Source organism: Corynebacterium sp. c25Ua_47 (assembly GCF_039907205.1).
Taxonomy (GTDB): Bacteria; Actinomycetota; Actinomycetes; order Mycobacteriales; family Mycobacteriaceae; genus Corynebacterium; species Corynebacterium hiratae.
Map to the genome: position 1 here is coordinate 109,337 of NZ_JASBOH010000007.1, position 19,895 is coordinate 129,231.

At 62.2% G+C, this 19,895-nt stretch carries 19 protein-coding genes; 11 read left to right on the plus strand and 8 right to left on the minus strand.

Going from position 1 to position 19,895, the window contains the following annotated elements:
- Positions 1-62: 62 nt before the first annotated feature.
- Complete coding sequence (locus tag QKE52_RS08155) at positions 63-437, plus strand: SMI1/KNR4 family protein (protein WP_049156773.1); 375 nt, start codon at positions 63-65, stop codon at positions 435-437.
- A gap of 76 nt (positions 438-513) precedes the next feature.
- Here QKE52_RS08155 and QKE52_RS08160 read toward each other — a convergent pair whose 3' ends face one another.
- Positions 514-2,226, minus strand: a complete 1,713-nt coding sequence (locus QKE52_RS08160) for a SulP family inorganic anion transporter (RefSeq protein ID WP_347948545.1) — start codon at positions 2,224-2,226, stop codon at positions 514-516.
- Between the two features lie 95 nt (positions 2,227-2,321).
- Between QKE52_RS08160 and QKE52_RS08165 the strand changes: the two genes are divergently transcribed.
- The gene (locus QKE52_RS08165) at positions 2,322-3,218 is read left to right on the plus strand and encodes an NAD(P)/FAD-dependent oxidoreductase (RefSeq protein ID WP_347948546.1); all 897 of its coding nucleotides are present in this window, start codon (positions 2,322-2,324) and stop codon (positions 3,216-3,218) included.
- A 15-nt stretch (positions 3,219-3,233) separates the two neighbouring features.
- Positions 3,234-4,190: an NAD(P)H-quinone oxidoreductase gene (locus QKE52_RS08170; RefSeq protein WP_347948547.1), complete on the plus strand. Its 957-nt coding sequence runs from the start codon at positions 3,234-3,236 to the stop codon at positions 4,188-4,190.
- Here QKE52_RS08170 and QKE52_RS08175 read toward each other — a convergent pair.
- Entirely contained in the window at positions 4,187-5,398 is a 1,212-nt protein-coding gene (locus QKE52_RS08175; protein WP_071409581.1) for an aminotransferase class V-fold PLP-dependent enzyme, read from the minus strand. The genes QKE52_RS08170 and QKE52_RS08175 overlap by 4 nt on opposite strands.
- A 195-nt stretch (positions 5,399-5,593) precedes the next feature.
- Here QKE52_RS08175 and QKE52_RS08180 point away from each other — a divergent pair, with 195 nt between their 5' ends.
- Positions 5,594-6,445 carry an ABC transporter permease gene (locus QKE52_RS08180; protein ID WP_049156811.1) on the plus strand — a complete coding sequence of 284 codons (852 nt, stop codon included), beginning with the start codon at positions 5,594-5,596 and terminating at the stop codon, positions 6,443-6,445.
- A gap of 12 nt (positions 6,446-6,457) precedes the next feature.
- The gene (locus QKE52_RS08185) at positions 6,458-7,255 is read left to right on the plus strand and encodes an ABC transporter ATP-binding protein (protein WP_070681585.1); all 798 of its coding nucleotides are present in this window, start codon (positions 6,458-6,460) and stop codon (positions 7,253-7,255) included.
- Between the two features lie 111 nt (positions 7,256-7,366).
- Here the strand turns inward: QKE52_RS08185 and QKE52_RS08190 are convergent, their stop codons facing one another.
- Positions 7,367-7,972 (minus strand): GNAT family protein, encoded by a 606-nt coding sequence (locus QKE52_RS08190; RefSeq protein ID WP_175974178.1) that lies wholly within the window; start codon positions 7,970-7,972, stop codon positions 7,367-7,369.
- A 34-nt stretch (positions 7,973-8,006) separates the two neighbouring features.
- Between QKE52_RS08190 and QKE52_RS08195 the strand changes: the two genes are divergently transcribed.
- Positions 8,007-8,921 carry a glycosyltransferase family 2 protein gene (locus QKE52_RS08195; protein WP_347948548.1) on the plus strand — a complete coding sequence of 305 codons (915 nt, stop codon included), beginning with the start codon at positions 8,007-8,009 and terminating at the stop codon, positions 8,919-8,921.
- On the opposite strand, the gene QKE52_RS08200 is transcribed toward QKE52_RS08195, so the two are convergent.
- The 4 genes from QKE52_RS08200 to QKE52_RS08215 are packed head-to-tail and all read right to left on the minus strand — an operon-like array spanning position 8,918 to position 11,116.
- A complete protein-coding gene (locus QKE52_RS08200) occupies positions 8,918-9,373 on the minus strand; it encodes a GtrA family protein (RefSeq protein ID WP_144012868.1) in 456 nt (151 codons plus the stop codon). The genes QKE52_RS08195 and QKE52_RS08200 overlap by 4 nt on opposite strands.
- 2 nt (positions 9,374-9,375) lie before the next feature.
- Entirely contained in the window at positions 9,376-9,765 is a 390-nt protein-coding gene (locus tag QKE52_RS08205; RefSeq protein ID WP_175974242.1) for a GtrA family protein, read from the minus strand.
- A 32-nt stretch (positions 9,766-9,797) separates the two neighbouring features.
- Positions 9,798-10,673, minus strand: coding sequence for a hypothetical protein (locus tag QKE52_RS08210; protein ID WP_347948549.1), 876 nt, complete (start codon positions 10,671-10,673; stop codon positions 9,798-9,800).
- 20 nt (positions 10,674-10,693) lie between these two features.
- Positions 10,694-11,116, minus strand: a complete 423-nt coding sequence (locus QKE52_RS08215; protein ID WP_046647040.1) for a hypothetical protein — start codon at positions 11,114-11,116, stop codon at positions 10,694-10,696.
- Between the two features lie 36 nt (positions 11,117-11,152).
- Here QKE52_RS08215 and QKE52_RS08220 point away from each other — a divergent pair, with 36 nt between their 5' ends.
- The 5 genes from QKE52_RS08220 to QKE52_RS08240 all read left to right on the plus strand — a co-directional run bounded on the left by QKE52_RS08220 (position 11,153) and on the right by QKE52_RS08240 (position 19,075).
- On the plus strand, positions 11,153-11,431 hold the full coding sequence (locus QKE52_RS08220; RefSeq protein WP_102234566.1) for a hypothetical protein: 279 nt from the start codon (positions 11,153-11,155) through the stop codon (positions 11,429-11,431).
- A 145-nt stretch (positions 11,432-11,576) separates the two neighbouring features.
- Entirely contained in the window at positions 11,577-12,992 is a 1,416-nt protein-coding gene (locus tag QKE52_RS08225; RefSeq protein ID WP_046647038.1) for an FAD-binding oxidoreductase, read from the plus strand.
- Positions 12,993-13,006: 14 nt separating this feature from the next.
- Positions 13,007-13,765: a decaprenylphospho-beta-D-erythro-pentofuranosid-2-ulose 2-reductase gene (locus QKE52_RS08230; protein WP_046647037.1), complete on the plus strand. Its 759-nt coding sequence runs from the start codon at positions 13,007-13,009 to the stop codon at positions 13,763-13,765.
- A 38-nt stretch (positions 13,766-13,803) separates the two neighbouring features.
- On the plus strand, positions 13,804-15,750 hold the full coding sequence (locus QKE52_RS08235) for a galactan 5-O-arabinofuranosyltransferase (protein ID WP_070681592.1): 1,947 nt from the start codon (positions 13,804-13,806) through the stop codon (positions 15,748-15,750).
- A 31-nt stretch (positions 15,751-15,781) separates the two neighbouring features.
- Entirely contained in the window at positions 15,782-19,075 is a 3,294-nt protein-coding gene (locus tag QKE52_RS08240; protein ID WP_347948550.1) for an arabinosyltransferase domain-containing protein, read from the plus strand.
- A gap of 2 nt (positions 19,076-19,077) precedes the next feature.
- Here the strand turns inward: QKE52_RS08240 and QKE52_RS08245 are convergent, their stop codons facing one another.
- Complete coding sequence (locus tag QKE52_RS08245; protein ID WP_158397295.1) at positions 19,078-19,887, minus strand: alpha/beta hydrolase; 810 nt, start codon at positions 19,885-19,887, stop codon at positions 19,078-19,080.
- Between the last annotated feature and the right edge of the window lie 8 nt (positions 19,888-19,895).

Consider the following 19,895-nt stretch of genomic DNA (forward strand, 5'->3'; position numbering starts at 1 on the left):
AAGACCGCCCTGCGGTAGGACGTGTGTAGCGGAGGACTGGGATTTCGAGATACACTGCTCGCATGGCATTCCCGGTTGATGAATCACGAATCCGCGCTGCTGAGGAAGCATTGGGCCGCACCTTCCCGGACGACTTGCGGCAGCGTCTGATGTCGGAGAACGGCGGCGAAATCGACGATGCCGACGAGGGATACTGGTTCCTCTACCCGGTGTACGACGATTCTGACCGCCGCCGTCTCGCGCGCTCGGCGAATCACGTGGTCAAGGAAACCGAAACGTGGCGCTCCCAGGCCGACGGATTCCCGCAGGACGCCATCGTCGTCGCAGAGGATCAGGAAGGCAACGCGATTGTTCTCCTGCCAAGCGATGACAGCTTCTACGTTTGGGACCACGAATCGCGGGAAACGGAGCCGATCGAGTTGCTTTTCGACAAGTGACGCTGAGTCGAGCTCAGCGAATACTTCATCGGTGCTGAAGTGGTGCGGTTTTGGTTCTTCGTCAGCGCTACTCGTCCTACTGATTGCTTTGCGACGCCGCGGGTGCGCCATCCGACTCCTCATGCTGAATGCGCGAGACATGCAGTCGGGCGTGGGCGATGGCGTCGAGAGTGTCGTCGAAGACGTGATTCTCGTGCGCAAGCTGGTCAAATACGCCGAGTTCGCGCAACACCGGAACATGTTCGGGCTTCGTGGCTGAGAGTAGGACCCGGGTGCCGTGACGTTCAAGGCGCCCGATCGTGTCAGCGAGCATCTGGGCGCCAGTGGCGTCAATCGTCGTGACATAGCGCATGCGGAGCACGACAACCTTGACCGACGAAGCATCAGCGAGATCGAGGAGGAAATCGTGCGCTGCGCCAAAGAAGAGTGGGCCTTCCAAGCGGAAGGCGGCGATGTGCTCATCGAGGAGTTCGCGTTCCTTGTCGCGGTGGTCTCCTGTCTCCAGTGGAGCGGCCTCTAACACCGCCGTGCGGGCGGTATCGCGCAGCGCGAAGAAGCCCGCTATTACAAGGCCAATGAGCACGGCGACGACAAGGTCGAACACGACGGTGGCGGCAGCCGTAATAAGCAGGGTGACCCCGTCGCCCTTGGTGGCGCGCATCACCGAGCGGAGGTTCCGCGGATGGATCATCTGGATCGCAGTGGCGATAAGCACGCCGGCAAGCGCAGCGAGAGGAATCTCGCCCACCCACCGGGCCGCGACGAGCACTGCGACGAGCAAAAGCAGCGAATGGAACACCGCCGCCAGGCGCGTACCTGCGCCGGCCCGCACGTTGACGGCAGTTCGGGCGATCGCGGCGGTCGCGGGGATTCCGCCGAACAGGGGCGCGACGACATTGGCCACGCCCTGCCCAAAGAGCTCGCGGTCAGGATCGTGCCGGTCACCGACGGTCATTGCGTCGGCGACCGTCGCAGACAGCAACGATTCCAACGCACCGAGAGCTGCGACGGCGACCGCTGCCAACAGCAAGGAATCCAGGTGCTCCCACGGGATGTGCGGCAAGCGCGGAGCAGGCAACGTCGACGGGATGTAGCCGATTGTCTTCAGGTTACTGTCTGCCAGCATGTTGATGGCCGTCGCGGCAGCTACCAACACCAGCGCCGCGGGAAAGCCACTACGAACGCGCGCCGCAACCACGATTCCGGCCGCCACCGCGAGGGTCATCACTGGCGCCTGCCATCCCGGGGCATCTAACCAAGCTTTGATTGCGCCCCACGCCAACCCGAGGACCTTCTCGCCGTCGACGTCAACACCGAGTGCAGCAGGCAGCTGTTGGAGGCCGATGATCACCGCAATACCGGCTGTGAAACCTTCGACGACAGGCAAAGGCATGTACTTCATCGCGCGGCCAGCGCCGGTGAATGCCAGTAAGAGCAGCATGAGTCCCGCCAGCACGCCGACAACGAGCACCCCATCGGCACCATGGTCGGCCACGATGGGGATTAACACGACGGTCATTGCGCCGGTCGGGCCGCTTACCTGAACATTGCTACCACCGAAGACCGCGGCCAAGATGCCCGCGACGATGGCCGTCGTAATTCCGGCTGCGGCGCCAACACCGGACGCAACGCCGAAGCCGAGCGCGAGGGGCAGTGCGACGAGGGCCACCATGAGGCCTGCCGAAAGGTCGCGCCCGATCGTCGCGCGGGACCAGTCCGAGCGGCGCGGTGCGAAACGCAGGGCACGGGATCGGATGCCCTCCTGAGAGACAGCGGAGGGGTGGGTCATGCTACTTTCTTGCTCCTTCAAGACTCAACGACACCCAAAGGATACCCAAGGTGCCCTCCACCGCCGCTGGGCCCTCTTCTGGTTTACTCGGGCCCATGCAGACAGTAGATACCCTCATCATCGGCGGTGGCGCGGCCGGCCTTCAGGCAGCACTGGTCATGGTCCGTGCCCGCCGCAGTGTCCTCGTTGTTGATTCCGCCACTCCCCGCAACCGCTTCGCCCACGAAATCCACGGTGTCATCGCCCTCGAAGGCACACCACCGCTTGAGTTCCAGGAGCGCGGCAAGGAGCAGCTGCGCAGCTATGGCGCGCAGATCATAAACGCCACCGTGGATTCCGTCACCGATAATGACCGCACGCTCACCGCCACGTTGAGCAACGGCGAAACCGTCGCAGCCCGCTCCATCATCGTCGCCAGCGGCGTGGACGACGAGCACCCCAACATCCCGGGCCTCGAAGAAAACTGGGGAGATACGGTCCTCCACTGCCCGTACTGCCACGGATACGAGGTAGCGGACAAGAAGCTCGGCGTGCTCTGCATCGGCGAGTTCTCCTTCCACCATGCGGCAACGCTGCGCCAGTGGTCGAAGGACATCACCTTCTTCACCAACGGAATGGAGTTCACCGACGAGCAGCGCGTGGACCTGACTCGGCGGGGCATTGCGCTTATCGACGGCCCCGTCACCGCCTTCCAGGACGGAAAAGTCCTGGTTGGGAGTACAACTCATACCGTCGATGCGCTGTTCTACATGCCCATTCCCCGCCCCCACGATGAGTTCCTCGCTGACCTCAACCTCGAGCGCCACAGTCCGCCACCGGCGATGGGCGGCAGCCTGATCGAGGCTGATCTCACCGGTGCCACCAGCCACCCGCGCGTCTGGGCGGTGGGCAACGTGGTCAATCCAGGCGCACAGGTGGCGATGGCCATGGGCCAGGCCAATGCTGCTGCTATCACGGTCAATGCGTTCCTCGTCGAGGATGATTGGATTTAAGTACGGTGGTGTGGCATGAAAGCCATCATTCAGACCAACCTGGAAGACCCACACTCGCTGGAGTTGGGGGAAACCAATAAACCACAACTCCAAGACGGCGAAGTCCTCGTTAAGGTCAAAGCCGCCGGCGTAAACCGCGCCGACCTGCTCCAGGCCCGCGGACACTACCCGCCGCCGCAGGGCGCATCGGAGATTATCGGCCTCGAAGTCGCAGGCGAGGTCGTCGATGCAGGCAACACCGACGTCGAGGTTGGCTCCAAGGTCGGCGCACTGCTGGCCGGCGGCGGCTATGCCGAATACGTCGCCGTACCCAAGGGCCAGCTGCTGCCCATCCCCCGTGGCTATTCCTTTGCCGAGGCCGCCTCCGTCATCGAGGTGGCCTGCACCGTGTGGTCCAACATCGCGATGGAGGCTGGTCTCACGGAAGGCCAGACCATCCTCATCCACGGCGGCGCGGGCGGCATCGGCACCTTCGCCATCCAGGTGGCGAAGCAACTCGGCGCCACCGTCGCCGTGACGGCAGGATCCGCAGAAAAGCTCGAGACCTGCAAGGAGCTCGGCGCGGACATCCTCATCAACTACAACGAGCAGGACTTCGCCGAGGAACTGAAGAACCAGTGCGATGTCATCCTCGACATCATGGGTGCGAAGTACCTCAAGAAGAACCTCATCGCGCTAGCCAAGGGCGGCCACATGGTCACCATCGGCATGCAGGGCGGAACAAAGGCCGAGCTCAACATGGGTATCCTCCTCAACAAGCGCCTGACCCTGCAGGGCACCACGCTGCGCTCCCGCTCGTTGGAGGGCAAGGCCGCCATCGTTGCGGACACCGTCAAAAATGTCTGGCCTTGGTTGGAAGACGGCAGCGTCAAGCACCACCTGCACGCGACGTATGCGCTTGCTCGCGCCGCCGAAGCCCACAAAGCCCTCGACTCCGGCGAGGTCACGGGCAAGCTCGTCCTCGAGGTCTAAGCCAGCGACGCCACGACGCGGGTGAGGTGCTCTACGTCGTGGTACGTGCTGAACGGGCTCAGCGAGACCGTGACGGCACCGCCGACCTCCTCCACGCCCATCTCCGTGAGCAGTGGGGTGTGCGGGGCGATCGTAATGACCAAGCCATTGTCGAAGAGCCGGCGGTGAATCACATCCGCCGGAACATCGCGCACGGCGAAGGTGAGACGCGGGAGGCGGTCATCGGAGGCGTCGGCAGCTGCCTCACCGGTCACACCCAGGATGTGAACGGCCGGCAGCGTGCCCAACAAGCTGTAAAGATCCCCGGTGAGATCCTCCATATAGCCGGAGAGAGCTTGCATCGAACGCGTCAGGCGCACGCGGCGCGAACCCCGCTCCCCGCCGGCGAGTTCCGCCAAATGGTCCACCAGGGGGCCAACGCCACCCGCCAAGCCCGCGGAAACCGGGCCAACGACAAGCTCATCGAGGCGGCGGAACATCGCGGTATCGCGGAAGACCAGCGCTGCCATCTGCGGGCCACCGAGAGCACCCACATCCACGCCGAGGATATCCGCCCCAATCGCATCAAAGTCGAGGAGACGGTAGGGGGCGATCGAGGAGACGTCGACAAGCACCCAGGCGCGCGAGCGCTCATGGACCGTATCAATAATCTCCGACGCCGGCGTGACCGTGCCCAGCAGCTCATGGGCAGCCGAAAAAGCAACAAACCGCGTAGAGCCATCCACCAGATCAGCGTATTGGAACGCCGGCAGCTCGCCCGTGCCCAGGTCTGGCTGTGACCACCGAGTATCGGCGCCCACGTGCGCAAACGGGCGCGTGAGCTCTGGAGAATCAAAACGGGAGAGCACCACCGAGGACTGGCGGCGCAACAGCGGGCGCAGTGCGACTCCCAGAGATTGATACAGCACCGGCAGCGACGGGCCCAGGATGACGCGCTGCGCTGTCGCCCCCGTGAGATCCGCCACTGCCCGGCGCGCGGAGTCATACATGTCCGCCGCGTGGAGCTCCCCTGGGTCGTGGTGCGCCGAGTGCGCGCCCACGGCATCCTCCAGAGGCTTCACCGTGGCGGACATTCGGAAAGAACGGGCAACACCAGAGGCCACGCGTTCCGCAATCTGCGGCGCGGCGTGCGCGTTCAGGTAGGTCCAACCATCGGACAGCCCAGTGTAAAGACCTCGCACGCTGGCGACGTCATACTGTTCCGTCATGCTTCAACCCTTCCTCGAATCGTCCGATCGACTCCCTACTCTATACGCCCTACGTAAATCTTTCCTAACCCGAGATTTTCCCAGCTCGCTCGTGTTTTCCCAGGTTAAGGGCGTGTGTGTAGGTTTTTGGCGGATGTGCGCGCTAGGGTGAAGGGCGTGCAAGACAAGAAAAACCTGCGTGACGACGTCGCCCGCATGACCTCCGCGCCTGCACCCGGTGAGGAGCCGGCCTCGCGTTCCATGACGATGTCGGCGGCCTTCGCCGATCTCCTGCAAGGCGCTCGCCAGCGCGAGCTGTGGTTCAAGCTGGGCATCCAAGACATCAAGCAGCGCTACCGCCGCTCAGTGCTGGGTCCGTTCTGGATCACCATCGCGACCGGTGTCATGGCCGCGGCGCTTGGTCTGCTGTACTCCATGCTCTTCCAGATCCCGGTTGCAGAATTCCTGCCCCACGTGACCGTGGGCCTGATTATGTGGAACTTCATTTCGGGCGCCATCAAGGAAGGCTCAACGGTCTTCATCGACAACGAGGGCTTGATCAAACAGCTGCCCGCACCACTATCGGTGCACGTCTACCGCTTAGTGTGGCGGCAAACCCTCTTCTTGGGCCACAACCTCATCATCTGGCTGCTGCTCATCATTATTTTCCCGCGCCACCTGGGCTGGGAGTTCTTCCTGTTCATCCCGGCGCTGGCGCTCTTCTTGGTCAACGGCGTGTGGGTCGCCATGTTCTTCGGCATCATCGCCACCCGCTTTCGTGACGTTGCCCCGCTGCTGGAGGCTCTAACCCAGCTGCTCTTCTACGTCACGCCTATCGTGTGGATGACCAACACCCTGAAGGAACAGGGAGGTGCCGTGGCCAGCCGCGCGCGCATCGCTGAGATCAATCCGCTCTATCACTACATGGAGATCATCCGCGCCCCCATGATTGGTGAACCCGTTGCCGGTTATCACTGGCTTATCGTCATCGGCTGCACCGTCGCCGGCCTGCTCATCGCCGGACTGGCCATGCGCCAGTGGCGCTTCCGTGTCTCCTACTGGGTCTAGAAAGGATCGTCCATGGTTTCCATTGATACGTATAACGCTTGCGTGGACTTTCCCATCTTTGATGCCAAATCCCGTTCACTCAAGAAGGCGATGCTCTCCACGGCCGGTGGCTCCATTGGCAAAAATGACCAGAACGTGGTCATGGTGGAAGCGCTCAAAGACATCAACCTCCACCTGCGTGAGGGCGACCGCGTCGGCCTCGTCGGCCACAACGGCGCGGGCAAAACCACTCTGCTGCGCCTGCTCTCCGGCATCTACGAACCTACGCGCGGTGCTGCCGACGTCCGCGGGCGCGTTGCCCCAGTCTTCGACCTCGGCGTGGGTATGGACCCGGAGGTTTCCGGCTATGACAACATCATCATCCGCGGCCTCTTCTTGGGCCAGACCATCAAGCAGATGAAGGCCAAGATGGATGAAATCGCCGAGTTCTCTGAGCTGGGTGATTACCTCTCCATGCCGCTGCGTACCTACTCCACCGGTATGCGTGTGCGCCTAGCACTGGGTGTGGTGACCTCCATTGAGCCGGAGATCCTGCTTCTCGACGAAGGAATCGGCGCCGTCGACGCCGCCTTCATGGCCAAGGCTCGCGTCCGCCTCCAGGACCTGGTGAAACGCTCCGGCATCCTAGTCTTTGCTTCCCACTCCAATGACTTCCTGGCGCAGCTGTGCGATACCGCCTTGTGGATCGACCACGGTCAGATTCGCTCGGTGGGCGAGGTCTCCGAGGTCGTCGGCGAGTACGAAGGCCCCGAGGTGGGCGAGTACGTGCGGGATTTGCGCAAGCGCTTCGACAACGAGGAAAACGCCTAAGTTTCCGTGAAAACAGGCGACAATTCACTTGTTTTCACGGAAACCTTGCTGTTCCTACTGCCCTAGTTGCCAAACTTTTCGGGCCCCAGCGAATGGTCGGTCATACTTTCGTCACTTAGGGCACCTCACCCCAAGCAGCTCGCCCAGCTCCTCGCTCATGCCACTGACAGTTACTTCCGGCCCCGGCTGGTAGTCCTCTTTGCGCAGCACGGCCTTGTTGCCTTCGATGATGTAGCCCAGCTTGCGTGATACAGCCTGGGAAGCTTCATTGCCGGGGTCCCACTCGGAGCGCAACTGGCACGCGCCCAAGTAATCAAAACAGAAGACCGCAGCGGCATGGCGAACCTGCGTCCCTATCCCGCGGCCCTGAAGGCGGTGGTAGATCCACGATCCGGTTACGACCTCATGGTTATCGGGAAAACTCTTCGCCCGCAGATCCACCGAGCCGATGATCTCACCATCAAGATGCACTCCGAAGTCGAGCGACCATTCTTCCGGGGACATCTGCGCGCGGTGCGCCCACCGGAAGCTCGGGTCCGGCTTCTCTTTCAGCCAGGGGAACGTGTACTCCGGAAGCGGCTCACCGAAAATCTCAGCCGCACTAACACCGTGGATGGCAGCAATGTCGCTATCGCGCAGCACCCGCAGGGTCAGGTCACCCACCTGGATGGAAATCCGAAAAGGAGCCCACATCTCTTCGATACTTTTTACAGCCATGGCTAGCATCGTATAACTCATCACGGGTGGCACAATGGAACGCATGACTGCCACCCTGTCCCAGGCCGGTACGACGGCCGCTGTGATCGTCACCCACCAGCGCGTGGAGCTGCTGCGCGCCTCCCTTGAGCAGGTGGTGAACCAGACGCACCCGGTGCAGTGGGTCATCGTGGTCGACAACGGTGCGGAAGCCGCAGTAGAGGAACTCCTCCACGAACTGGCCGGTGGGCGCGCCGTCTACGTGCCTTCCGAAACCAACCTCGGCGGCGCCGGCGGCTTCGCGCTGGGCTTCCTCACCGCACTCGCCCTCGGCGCGGACGCGGTGTGGTGCGCCGATGACGACGGCCGCCCCGCCGACCACCACGTGCTGGAAGAGCTCTACCGCGTTGCGGAAAACAACAGCCTTCACGAAGTTTCCCCCGCCGTGTGCAACATCAACGAGCCCGCCAAGCTGGCCTTCCCGCTGCGCCAGGGCTTGGTGTGGCGGCGCTACATGAGCGAATTAGAGGGCGACTTCCTCCCTGGTATCGCCTCGCTTTTTAACGGCGCGCTCATCTCCGCCGAGGCCATGGAGATCATCGGCGTGCCAGATTACCGCCTGTTCATCCGTGGCGATGAGGTGGAATACCACCGCCGCCTGGTCAACTCGGGCTTAAACTTCGGCACTGCGCTGACCACCAGCTACCTGCACCCGGATGGCTCCGACGAGTTCAAGCCCATCCTCGGCGGCAAAATGCATACTCAGTATCCGGACGGCGAGTTCAAGCGCTTCTTTACCTACCGCAACCGCGGCTACCTTCTATGGCAGCGCGGCATGCGCAAGCTGCTGCCGCAGGAATTCGCACGTTTCGGCTGGTTCTTCATCGTGCAGCAGCATGACGTGAAGGGATTCATGGAATGGCTGCGCCTGCACAACCGTGGCCGCAAGGAAGACTTCCGCAGGCCCTAAACCTCAAAGGACTTGCGCGTGCTGCGGAAAATGACCCACCGCTGCACGAAGAAGTTGATGAGTGTTGCCGTGCCTTGCGCAATCACAAACGCCACCGCCAGTGCCCAGGACGAGGGCCACTCCAGGTTGTGGTCGAAAAAGGGGAAGGCCCAGCGGTATAACAAAATATTGATCGCATAGGTCATGGCATAGGTGGCAAACACCGCGGCAAAGCGGCGCTTCGATGCCCGAGCGTTGAAGGTCCACCGCCGATTCAATAAATAAGCCACGAAGGTGCCCACAGCAAAGCCGACAGTTCGGGAGCCCACGTCCCCGAACACCCCTAAACCAATTTGAAAAAGCCAGGTCAGGGAGACGTCGATAAGCGCGGCAATGGCTCCCGTAATGGCGAACTTCGCGCCCTGCGCGTGCAGGGAATTCGATCGTGAGAGGCGTTCGGCGCGACCAACCATAGTTACTTGCCTTTAAAAATGAATACGCGCTGAATGACGAAGTTAGTCACCGTGGCCACGCCCTGCGCGATGACGAAAGCGATAGTGTCCTTCAGCGCGCCCTCGAAGCCCAGACTGATCAGTGGAGCGTTGAGCACCCAATACAGGAAGTTCTGCACGGCGAAGGTAGACAGGTACAGCATGCCCACGGCACCGGCGGTACGACCAGATACTTGTGCACCGAAAGTCCAACGAGCATTGGCTACATACGCGGCGATGGTACCGAAAACCCAGCCTATCGCCTTGGCCAGGGAGCGGTGCAGGCCCAGGTACGTCAGGAAGAGGGTGAGGCCATAGTCGATGGCCGCGGTGAAAACACCGACGGAGACAAAGCGCACGAGCTGCGTCTTCAGGGTGGAAGTAGGTTCAGTCACGGCGGAATACTCTACCCGCGGATGAGGGCGCGGTAAATGTCCAGGCGATCCACGGGTGCGACGGCGTCTTCACCATAGGCACCGAGGGATGACAAAACCTTAAGCGACGCCGTGCACAGCTCCCGAATCTCAGCACCGCGAAGCTCCTCGCCGTCATCGTCGACCCAGCCCAACGCCGCCATGGCGGTCTCCACCACGGAATCCGTCAGCTCGCGCCCGCCCATGCAGGACAGCGCCAGCGCCATCGACCAAAAGGCGTCCTTGCCTTCGTTTGTTACTTCTCGCGGCAGGGTACGCAGCTGGCGGTACGCCTGGGCATCAATGTTGACTTCGCGATTCAAATCCAAAGCTTGGAGGAGCGGAACGAAGTCATAGAGCCGGGTTCGTTCAATGAGCGCGCGGACGGGACTAACCACCAGATCCAGAACTTCATCAATGGTTTCCTGGCCTGTGAGCTCAGCATTCACTGCGGTGAGATCAAACGGTGTCTGAAAAGATCCGGAGCCGCCCACGCACAGAGCCTCCGGCGTGCCGTTATCGCGCGGATAGGTCTCCACCACGACTATCTCGAAATCCCACAGCCCCCAGGCATAATCAATCTGCTCGCCTTCGCGGCTTAAGAATTCGCGCACGGTATGGCTCGGATCGATTCGTTGGCCGCGGGCATCGGTATGTTCAAAAAAGTGCCACGGCGAATCCTCTTGAGGCAGGCCGAAGCAGACCTCGAGAATATGATGAAGCTCTTCCAGCGTGAGTGCGTCCGAGAAACCAATCTGGCGGTGCACCTCGGCTTCCGCGCGGACGTTGGACACCTGGCACAGCAGGGTTCGAGCAGAATCACCACGTTTGGCGCGGACCTGCGCCAAATCTGTGACCTGTGAGCTCATGTGCCCCACCATACGCACTTTTAGTTGCGGGCGGCGTTCTCGCGCGCTTCGAGCTCGCTGAGGATGAACACGATGGCGGCCCCGATTCCGCCCCACACCGTCCACGGTTTTGCCACGCCGCGGCGGCGGATAAAGCCAACGATTCCCCGCTGTGCCTTAATCCCCAACCAGCCGCCAACTACAAGCGCACCAAGGCCAACCGGAAGCGCCCACAGCGGCACCTCCGGCTTCTCCGGTTCCGGTTGCCCCTCGTGGCTCTCGGCATTAGTAATGGCCACGAGTGCACCAAAGCCTAAGAAAGACAGGACATAGGCGGACACGAGCGCAGTCTTGTTCTTGATCCAATCTGGATAAGAAGTCATGATCGCCACGGCCGCGGCTTGGGTGATACGTCCGGCGAGGGTGTCATCCAACGCATAATTATCTTGCTTGGGAGAAGTCATACCGCACCACTTTAGGCGGGCGGTAGGCTACCGTGCATGTACTCCTCCAAAAAAGAGCACCTCACTCCGGCACAGCGCGCGGCGCAAGATGAGCGCGCCGAGGTCGACAAGCGCCACGGGCACTTCCTCGCCACCGAGCACACCTCACTGCCACTCAATGGTTTTATGACGCGGCTCATCGCCGAGGAACTGCCCATCCTCGACTCCACCTCGCGCGGCCGTGTCTATGAAATCCTGCGTTCTTATGAAGGCCCCGAGATCACCTCGCAGGATGAACTTCCCGAGGAAATCCGGCAGATCATGGATCTGTACTAGCCATAGAAAACCATACAACCGGACGGCACAAATGTTCCGTTTGCTTGGCTTTTGTACCTAATCTCACGTTTTCACTCCCGCCACAGCCACTGCCGCCTAGGTAGTGTAGAAAACCGACCCATCACATCGATTTAAAGAGTAAGAGATGGAACTGCATACTACTGAGAAGTCCCTCTACGGTTGGGGCCGCACGGCGGCGACAACCGCCCATGTTTTATCCACCCCGGACGTCGACGTCATCAAGACCGCCGTCGCCCAGGTGGCCGAGGACAACGCTGATAAGCCTTCCCACCTGCGCCGCGGCGTCATCGCCCGCGGTATGGGCCGCTCCTACGGTGACCCCGCGCAGAACGCCGGCGGCCTCGTCATCGACATGCAACCGCTCAACAACATCCACTCCATCGACCCAGAGTCGGGCATCGTCGACGTCGACGGTGGAGTCACCCTCGACCAGCTCATGAAGGCCGCCCTGCCTTATGGCCTGTGGGTTCCGGTTCTGCCGGGCACCCGCCAGGTCACCATCGGTGGTGCTATCGGCCCGGATATCCACGGCAAGAACCACCACTCCGCCGGTTCCTTTGGTAACCACGTCACCTCCATGGAGTTGCTCGTCGCCGATGGCCGCGTACTACATCTGAGCCCAGAGGGCTCAGATGAGGATCCAGAAGGAGATCTTTTCTGGGCCACCGTCGGCGGCATGGGCCTGACCGGCATCATCCTGCGCGCCAAAATCAAGATGACGAAGACGGAAACCGCCTACTTCATCGCGGATACCGACCGCACGGATAACCTCGAGGAAACCATCGCCTTCCACTCCGATGGATCGGAGCACAATTACACCTATTCTTCCGCGTGGTTCGACGTCATCTCCCCGGAGCCGAAGCTGGGCCGCTCCACCATTTCCCGCGGCTCGCTGGCCACGCTGGAGCAGCTGGAGGAGCTGAACCCGAAGCTGGCGAAGGATCCGCTGAAGTTCAACGCCCCGCAGCTGATGACCGTTCCGGATATCTTCCCGAACTTCACCATGAACAAGCTCTCGCTCATGGCTATCGGCGAGGCCTACTACCTCATGGGCGCCCCGGCTCGTAACCAGGTCAAGAACCTCACGCAGTTCTACCAGCCGCTGGATCTCATCGGCGAGTGGAACCGCGGCTACGGCTCCAACGGCTTCCTGCAGTACCAGTTCGTGGTGCCGACCGACGCCGTCGAGCCTTTCAAGGACATCATCCGGGACATGCAGCGCTCCGGCCACTACTCCGCGCTCAACGTGTTCAAGCTCTTCGGCCCGGGTAACAAGGCCCCGCTGTCCTACCCGATGCCGGGTTGGAATGTCTGCGTGGACTTCCCCATCAAGCCGGGCCTGGGCACCTTCCTCGACGATCTGGACAAGCGCGTCATGGAATTCGGTGGCCGCCTCTACCTGGCCAAGGAGTCCCGCACTTCGGCGGAGAACTTCCACAAGATGTACCCGGGCCTCGAGGGCTGGCTCAAGACCCGCAACGACATCGACCCGACTGGCGTCTTCGCCTCCGATATGTCCCGCCGCCTCGAGCTGCACTAGAAAGGATTAACCTCATGCTGAATGCAGTAGGCCAAGCACAACACATCCTCCTTCTCGGCGGCACCTCCGAGATCGGCCTCGGCATCGTCGAGGAATTCCTCGAGCGCGGCCCGGCCAAGGTCACTTTGGCTGCTCGTGCCGACTCCCCGCGTATCGCGGAGGCCCGCGCCACCATCGAGTCCCGCGGTGGCGACGTCGAGGTCCTGGACTTTGACGCGACTGACTTCGAGGGCCACCCGGACGTCGTCCAGCGCGCGTTTGAACGTGGCGATGTCGACGTCGCCATCATCGCCTTCGGCACCCTCGGTGACCAGGAGGAACTCTGGCAGGACCAGGCTAAGGCAGTTGCCTCGGCCCAGACCAACTTCACCGCACCGGTCTCCCTCGGAGTCTTACTCGGCCAGAAGTTCCAGCAGCAGGGCCACGGCACCATCGTGGCGCTCTCGTCTGTCGCCGGCATGCGCGTGCGCCGCTCCAACTTCGTCTACGGCGCCTCCAAGGCCGGCGTGGACGGCTTCTTCATCAACCTCGGCGAAGCCCTGCGCGGCTCCGGCGCCAAGGTGCTGGTGGTTCGCCCGGGTCAGGTGCGCACCAAGATGTCGGCGGAGGCCGGCGAGGCACCGCTGACCGTTAACGTCTCCGACGTGGCCAAGGCCACCGTCAAGGCAGTGCTCGACGGCAAGCAGTCCATCTTCGTGCACCCGCTCTTTGAGTACGTGTCCTTGGGATTCAAGTTCATCCCGCAGGCCATCTTCCGGAAGCTGCCTTTCTAAAGTTCCGCTATGTCCACGGCGTGTGGGAGACTAAGTGCATGACTGAGTCTCCCGCCACGTCGTCTATGTCCCCCACCGTGGAATATAACGTCGACCGCTTGACGCGTCGCGCCACTCTCGTGGGAATGGCCGCCGCCGCTGTAGGTGGCGGCCTTATCACGCTCATTGGTTTCTTCGCCTTCAAGACGGTCTCCCTTCCGGCGTTCAGCACGTCGATGGTGACCCGCGCATTGAGCACTGCGGGAACTGCGCTCACCGTTCTCCTAGTGGGCGCGTTATGCGTGTGGTGGGTGATTGGCGCCTCCCCGCGCCCCCGCTGGCGGTCGTGGCTCACCACCGCTGTGTGTTATATCTCCCCAGCGCTGCTCACGCTGACCAGTATCGGCCTCCCCCTTTCGGCCTCCCGCCTGTGGCTCGACGGCGTCCAGGTAGACCAGGTTTTCCGCACCCAATTCCTGACCCGCGCCACGGAAGCCGGTTCCTATGCGGACATGAACTACGAGGGCCTGCCCACCTTCTACCCACTGGGCTGGTTCTGGATGGGCGGGCGCCTCGCAAACCTCCTCAACATGCCCGGCTGGGAGGTATACCAACCGTGGAGCCTCATCTCCCTGGCCGTATCCGGGTGCATCCTGGTTCCCCTGTGGCAACGGCTGTCCGGTTCCCTGCCGGTTGCCACCGCCATTGCCCTCACCACCACAGCGGTGACGTTGGCCATCGGCGCTGAGGAGCCCTATTCCGCGGTCATCGCTATGGGCGTGCCGGCCGTGGCCGTGCTGTGCTCGCATGCTTTCCATAATTCTTCCTGGTTCTCCACCGCCGGAATTGCCATCTACCTGGGGGTTTCCGCCTGCTTCTACACGCTCTATACCGGTGCCGTGGCATTGACCATCGTCAGCCTCATTGCGCTCGTCACCTGCGTGGCCGAACGTACATGGACTCCCCTGATACACCTCGCTACTATCGCGGCCGGTTCTCTGGCCATCGCCGCGATCGCCTGGGCGCCATACCTGCACGCGGTTCTGCATGCCACCGCCCCGCTGGAATCCACCGCGCAGCATTACCTGCCGGAGGAGGGCACCCAGATCCCGGCCCCCTTCCTCTCCTTGTCCGTCATCGGCATTCTCAGCCTCATCGGCTTGATCTACCTCGTCCTACGCATCGACGAGCCCGACATCAGGTCAATGGGCACCGCGATCGTCGGCACCTACCTGTGGATCTTGGCTTCTATGGTCATGACCCTCGCCGGCAGCACGCTGCTGGGCTTCCGCCTCGAGCTGATCGTCGCGGTGCTCTTCGCCACTGCTGGCATTCTCGCGCTGGCCGACGTCCGCCTCATGGGCCTTCCCACGCTCTACCCGGCGCGCTTCACCGAGACCACGAGCAAGCGCATAACCTTGGTATTCGCCATCATCATGGGCCTTGGTGGTATTTACTATGCCCAGCAGATCCCGGCGACGAACGTGACCGCCCTGGACCACGCCTATACCGATACCGACGGCTACGGTGAGCGCGCGGACCGCTACACCAGCGATTCCTCCGCCAACTACGCCAAGATCCGTGAGTTCATCGACTCCCAGGGCTACGACGCCACCGACACAGTTGTCCTGACGGATGAAAAGCTCTTCATGGCGTATAACCCCTACTACGGGTTCAACGCCTTCACCAGCAACTACGCCAACCCGCTGGGAGAGTTCAGCACCCGCAACCTGCAAATCGAGGAGTGGGCCTCGAAGTCCTGGGAACAGACTCCGGAGGAGTTCGCGCAGTCCCTCGAGTCCGCGCCGTGGCGCGGGCCCGACGTTCTCATCTTCCGCGGCGACATGGAAGAACCCGGTGACGGTTACAAGACTCACTTGGCGGAGGACATCTACCCCAACCAGCCCAACGTGCGCTACCGCGCGGTGTTCTTCAACCCGGAAGTCTTTGAGAAGGGCTGGGAAGTCAAACAAATCGGCCCCTTCGTCGTCGCGGCCAGATCTTAAAAAGGCACGTCGGTGACGTACACTGATCGCCGTGTCAGATCGGAAAACCTCTTCATTACGTGCACCGCAGTCCCTGCGGCTCACCGCCATCATCGCTGGACTCATCGGGTTCCTCTGCTTTGTGGCCACGCCGCTGCTGCCGGTGAACCAAACCCAGTCCTCCTTCGATTGGCCCCAGCAGGGCTCCCTGCAGTCCATCAACGCCCCGCTCATCTCGGTGGCGCCGGAAGAAATTGATGCAGAGATCCCCCTGAGCGCCGTCGACAAGCTGCGCGATGGCCAGGACCTGCTCTACGGCACCGTGCCCCCGGAGTCCAAGAAGGCCTCCAACCGCGGCATGTTTGTCCGTGCTGGCGAGGGTGGTCTCTCGGTCACCAGCCTCGATGAGGTCATTTTCTCGCTCACTGCCGAGCAAGTGGCGAAGCTGCCTGACGACGCCACCCTCCGCATCCAGTCCACCGGCGACGGCACCACGGTGACCCTGGGCAAGCACAAGAAAACTTCCGATGAGGATCTGCGCCCGCAGGTTACCGGCGTCTACACCGAAATCGACGACACCCCGGAAGCCCTTAAAGAGCTGGGCGATGACCTCCGTATCCACGTCGAGATCAACTCGCGCTTCACCTCCTCCCCGACACCGCTCAAGCTCATCGCCATGTGGCTGGGCTTGGCCATGGTGGTCATCAGCCTGGTGTGTTTGTGGCGAATTGACCGCCTCGATGGCAAACGCTTCGGCTTCATGCCCGAGACCTGGAAGCAGATCCGCCCGCTGGATGGCGTCGTGGCTGCCGTACTCGGCTGGTGGTATATTTTCGGCGCCAACACCTCCGATGATGGCTTCATCCTCACCATGGGCCGCGTTTCCGATCACGCGACCTACATGGCGAACTACTACCGCTGGTACGGCGTCCCCGAGGCCCCGTTCGGTGCTCCCTACTACGACCTCGTAGCATGGCTGGCGCAATTCTCCAGCGCCTCCATCATCGTGCGCCTGCCCTCCCTCATTTCGGCGCTCATCATCTGGTTCGTGTTGTCGCGCGAGATGCTCCCGCGCTTCGGTGCCCGCGTCAACGAGCGCCGCTTGGCGCACTGGACCGCGGCCTTCATGTTCTTGGCTTTCTGGCTGCCGTATAACAACGGCATCCGCCCGGAACCCATCGTGGCCCTCGGCGTCATGCTGACGTGGGCCTCCTTTGAGCGCGCCATCTCCAACCAGCGCCTCCTACCAGCGGCCGTAGGCACCATCATCGCCGCCATTACCCTGGCCGCAGGCCCCACTGGTCTTACCGCGGTGGGCATCTTCCTGGTCTGCCTGCCCTCGCTGTTCCGCATCATGGGTACGCGCGCTTCCCAGGTCGGCTGGACAGCCCTCATCGCCCCGTTCCTGGCCTGCGGCACTGCGGTCATGGTTGCCGCCTTCGGGGATCAAACGTTAGCGTCCGTGCTCGAGTCCACTCGCGTTCGTTCCGCGGTCGGCCCGTCCCTGCCGTGGTACTCGGAGTTCGTGCGCTACTCCACGCTGTTTGAGCCCTCCGTGGATGGCTCCCTGACGCGCCGCTTCGCCATGTTCACCATGCTCTTCTGCCTGGCGCTCATTATCTACGCTTTCATTAAGGACCACCGCGTCGTGGGCGCGGAGGCAGATCCCACCAAGCGCCTGCTAGCCATCATGGCGCTGTCGGCCTTCTTCCTCATGTTCACGCCGACGAAGTGGACGCACCACTTCGGCATCTACGCCGGTGTCGCCGGCGTTATCGCCGCGCTCGGCTCGGTGGTCCTTTCCCAGATCGCCATGCGCTCCCCGCGCGCCCGGACCTTCTCCATCGCCGCGGTGATTTTCCTCATGGCCATCTCCCTGGGCGGCTGGAACGCCTGGTGGTACGTGTCTTCCTTCGGCATCCCGTGGTGGGACCGCACGGTGCAATTCAAGGCTATTGAGGCCAATACCGTGGTGCTCGCCATCGGCATGGTGGTGCTGGCGATTGGCCTCTACCAATCACTTACTCACAACAGCCGGAAGGCTGAGGTGTCCCGCTGGGCAGGCGCCATGTCCGCACCAATCGCAGTGGCCTGCATCCTCATCGTCGCCTTCTCCTGCGCCTCCTTTGCCAAGGGCTACGTGGCCCAGGCGGATTCTTACTCCGTGGGCAAGGGCAACCTGGCCTCCCTACGCGGCGATGTCTGCTCGCTCGCGGATGCCACGCTGGTGGAAACCAACACCAACGACGCTTTCCTCACTCCGGTTACAGGCGAACTCAAAGACTCCCTGGTGGATCCGGAGGAAGACAATTTCGGCTTCGGCCCGAACATGATCAAGGAGGATATTGAACCGGAGAACCTCAACTCGGCGTCGGTAGGCGCCATTGCCAACACCACCGGTGATTCCTCTGCGTCCTCCAATGAGCAAAAGGAGCTCACCGAAACCGAGGAGAAGGCCACCGAGGTCACCGACTCTTCCGCCGGCGGCGTGCGCGGAACCTTGGGCGTCAACGGCTCCGAGATGCACCTGCCCTTCAACCTGGATTACACGAAGGTCCCGGTCATGGGCTCCTACGATGAGTCGCAGCGCTCCACCGCCACCATCACCACGCAGTGGTACAACCTGCCGGAATCCTCAGAAAACTCCCCCATCCTCTCGGTTTCTGCCGCCGGCAAGATTTACCACCACGACGTCAACGGCGTGGAGCAGGAGGGCACCGAGCTCACCCTGGAGTACGGCACCCTCAAGGACGGCAAGGTCACCAACAAGGGTGAGGCCGAGCTTTCCGACGTCGGTGCTACCCCCAAGTGGCGCAACCTCCGCATTGCTCTGGACGAGCTCCCGGAGGAGGCCAACGTCGTGCGCCTCGTTGCGGTAGACGACTCCACCGATGAGGATGATTGGATGGCGTTTACCCCGCCGCGCGTGCCGGAGCTTGCCACCATCAACTCGCAATTCGATTCCTCCACCCCGGCACTCCTTGACTGGTCCGTCGCCCTGCAGTTCCCCTGCCAGCGCACCTTTGACCACTACGCCGGGGTAACCGAAATTCCGCAGTTCCGCATTCTTCCCGACGCCGCCGCGCAAACTTCCCTCACGGACTTCCAGTCCTTCTCCGGTGGTGGCGCGCTGGCAACCGCGGAAGCAGTGAACTACTCCTATGAGATCCCGAGCTACCTCAACAACGATTGGGCGCGCGACTGGGGCTCCATTGAAAAGTATGAGCTGCGCACCAACTCCCAAGGCGAGGCCCCGCTGGAGGCGAAGATCGACCAAGAAATCATTCAGCGCTCCGGCTGGTGGAAGAACTCTGAGATGAAGATTCGCCCAGAGGGCGAGCAATAGCCCTACAGGAACTTGGCAGCGTCACGCACCCGCTGGCGCGCCACGGCCGGGGTAGAGATACGGTGCATCGACACGTACTCCGCGGTCTGTGCACCGGGAATCTCCACGGGCTCAGCAATCTCGTCCTGTACTGCGGTCTGGACCAAGATGTCGGAATACAGCCCCGGCAGCTTCTCAACATCGAGAACATAGTCGCCGCGGATCTCCTCCGGCAGCTTGGCCAACGCACCGAAGTCGGGGAAGGTGAGGAGGAGGGCGTCGGCAGGCACCAGCGCTGCGAGCGCCCCACCGGAGGAATATCCCCACACCGTCACGCGGTTGGCCCCATGCTCGCGCGCATAATCGACGGCCGCCTGAACCGACTGAACCATCTCCGCCACGGTGTGCTCGGGCGCCAACGGATAATCCACATCAATGATCGTGGTCCCCGACAGCTGCGCCGCAGCAGCCACTTCGGGCCGCCACTGCATCTCTAGCGCCTTGCCGTCACCGCGCCACCAACCACCGGAGTGCAGCGAGACTGCCCAGCGGCCATTCTGTTCCGAGGGAACAAAGATAGCTCCGACCTCAGAATCCTCAACACGCACCCCCGCCGTGAAGGCAGTACCGGGCAGCGAGTGATCCACCGCGGAACCCAGCACCATCATCGAGGCCTGCACGATGCGATCCGGCAGCAGCGCACAGTAGCGGTCCGCCTCCGGCGAACCTCCACCTGCCCACGGCGGGCGGAAGTCCGGCAGCGGGTAGTGCACCTCCATGTAGGAGGAGAGTTGCTCGAGCTGTTTTTCCGGACTTAGTTGGTAGTCACTCATGGACCCAA

Coding starts and splice junctions, on each gene's coding strand:
- QKE52_RS08155 (WP_049156773.1), top strand. CDS start 63: ATGGCATTCCCGGTTGATGAATCACGAATCCGCGCTGCTGAGGAAGCA.
- QKE52_RS08160 (WP_347948545.1), bottom strand. CDS start 2,226: ATGACCCACCCCTCCGCTGTCTCTCAGGAGGGCATCCGATCCCGTGCC.
- QKE52_RS08165 (WP_347948546.1), top strand. CDS start 2,322: ATGCAGACAGTAGATACCCTCATCATCGGCGGTGGCGCGGCCGGCCTT.
- QKE52_RS08170 (WP_347948547.1), top strand. CDS start 3,234: ATGAAAGCCATCATTCAGACCAACCTGGAAGACCCACACTCGCTGGAG.
- QKE52_RS08175 (WP_071409581.1), bottom strand. CDS start 5,398: ATGACGGAACAGTATGACGTCGCCAGCGTGCGAGGTCTTTACACTGGG.
- QKE52_RS08180 (WP_049156811.1), top strand. CDS start 5,594: ATGACCTCCGCGCCTGCACCCGGTGAGGAGCCGGCCTCGCGTTCCATG.
- QKE52_RS08185 (WP_070681585.1), top strand. CDS start 6,458: ATGGTTTCCATTGATACGTATAACGCTTGCGTGGACTTTCCCATCTTT.
- QKE52_RS08190 (WP_175974178.1), bottom strand. CDS start 7,972: ATGGCTGTAAAAAGTATCGAAGAGATGTGGGCTCCTTTTCGGATTTCC.
- QKE52_RS08195 (WP_347948548.1), top strand. CDS start 8,007: ATGGAACGCATGACTGCCACCCTGTCCCAGGCCGGTACGACGGCCGCT.
- QKE52_RS08200 (WP_144012868.1), bottom strand. CDS start 9,373: ATGGTTGGTCGCGCCGAACGCCTCTCACGATCGAATTCCCTGCACGCG.
- QKE52_RS08210 (WP_347948549.1), bottom strand. CDS start 10,673: ATGAGCTCACAGGTCACAGATTTGGCGCAGGTCCGCGCCAAACGTGGT.
- QKE52_RS08215 (WP_046647040.1), bottom strand. CDS start 11,116: ATGACTTCTCCCAAGCAAGATAATTATGCGTTGGATGACACCCTCGCC.
- QKE52_RS08220 (WP_102234566.1), top strand. CDS start 11,153: ATGTACTCCTCCAAAAAAGAGCACCTCACTCCGGCACAGCGCGCGGCG.
- QKE52_RS08225 (WP_046647038.1), top strand. CDS start 11,577: ATGGAACTGCATACTACTGAGAAGTCCCTCTACGGTTGGGGCCGCACG.
- QKE52_RS08230 (WP_046647037.1), top strand. CDS start 13,007: ATGCTGAATGCAGTAGGCCAAGCACAACACATCCTCCTTCTCGGCGGC.
- QKE52_RS08235 (WP_070681592.1), top strand. CDS start 13,804: ATGACTGAGTCTCCCGCCACGTCGTCTATGTCCCCCACCGTGGAATAT.
- QKE52_RS08245 (WP_158397295.1), bottom strand. CDS start 19,887: ATGAGTGACTACCAACTAAGTCCGGAAAAACAGCTCGAGCAACTCTCC.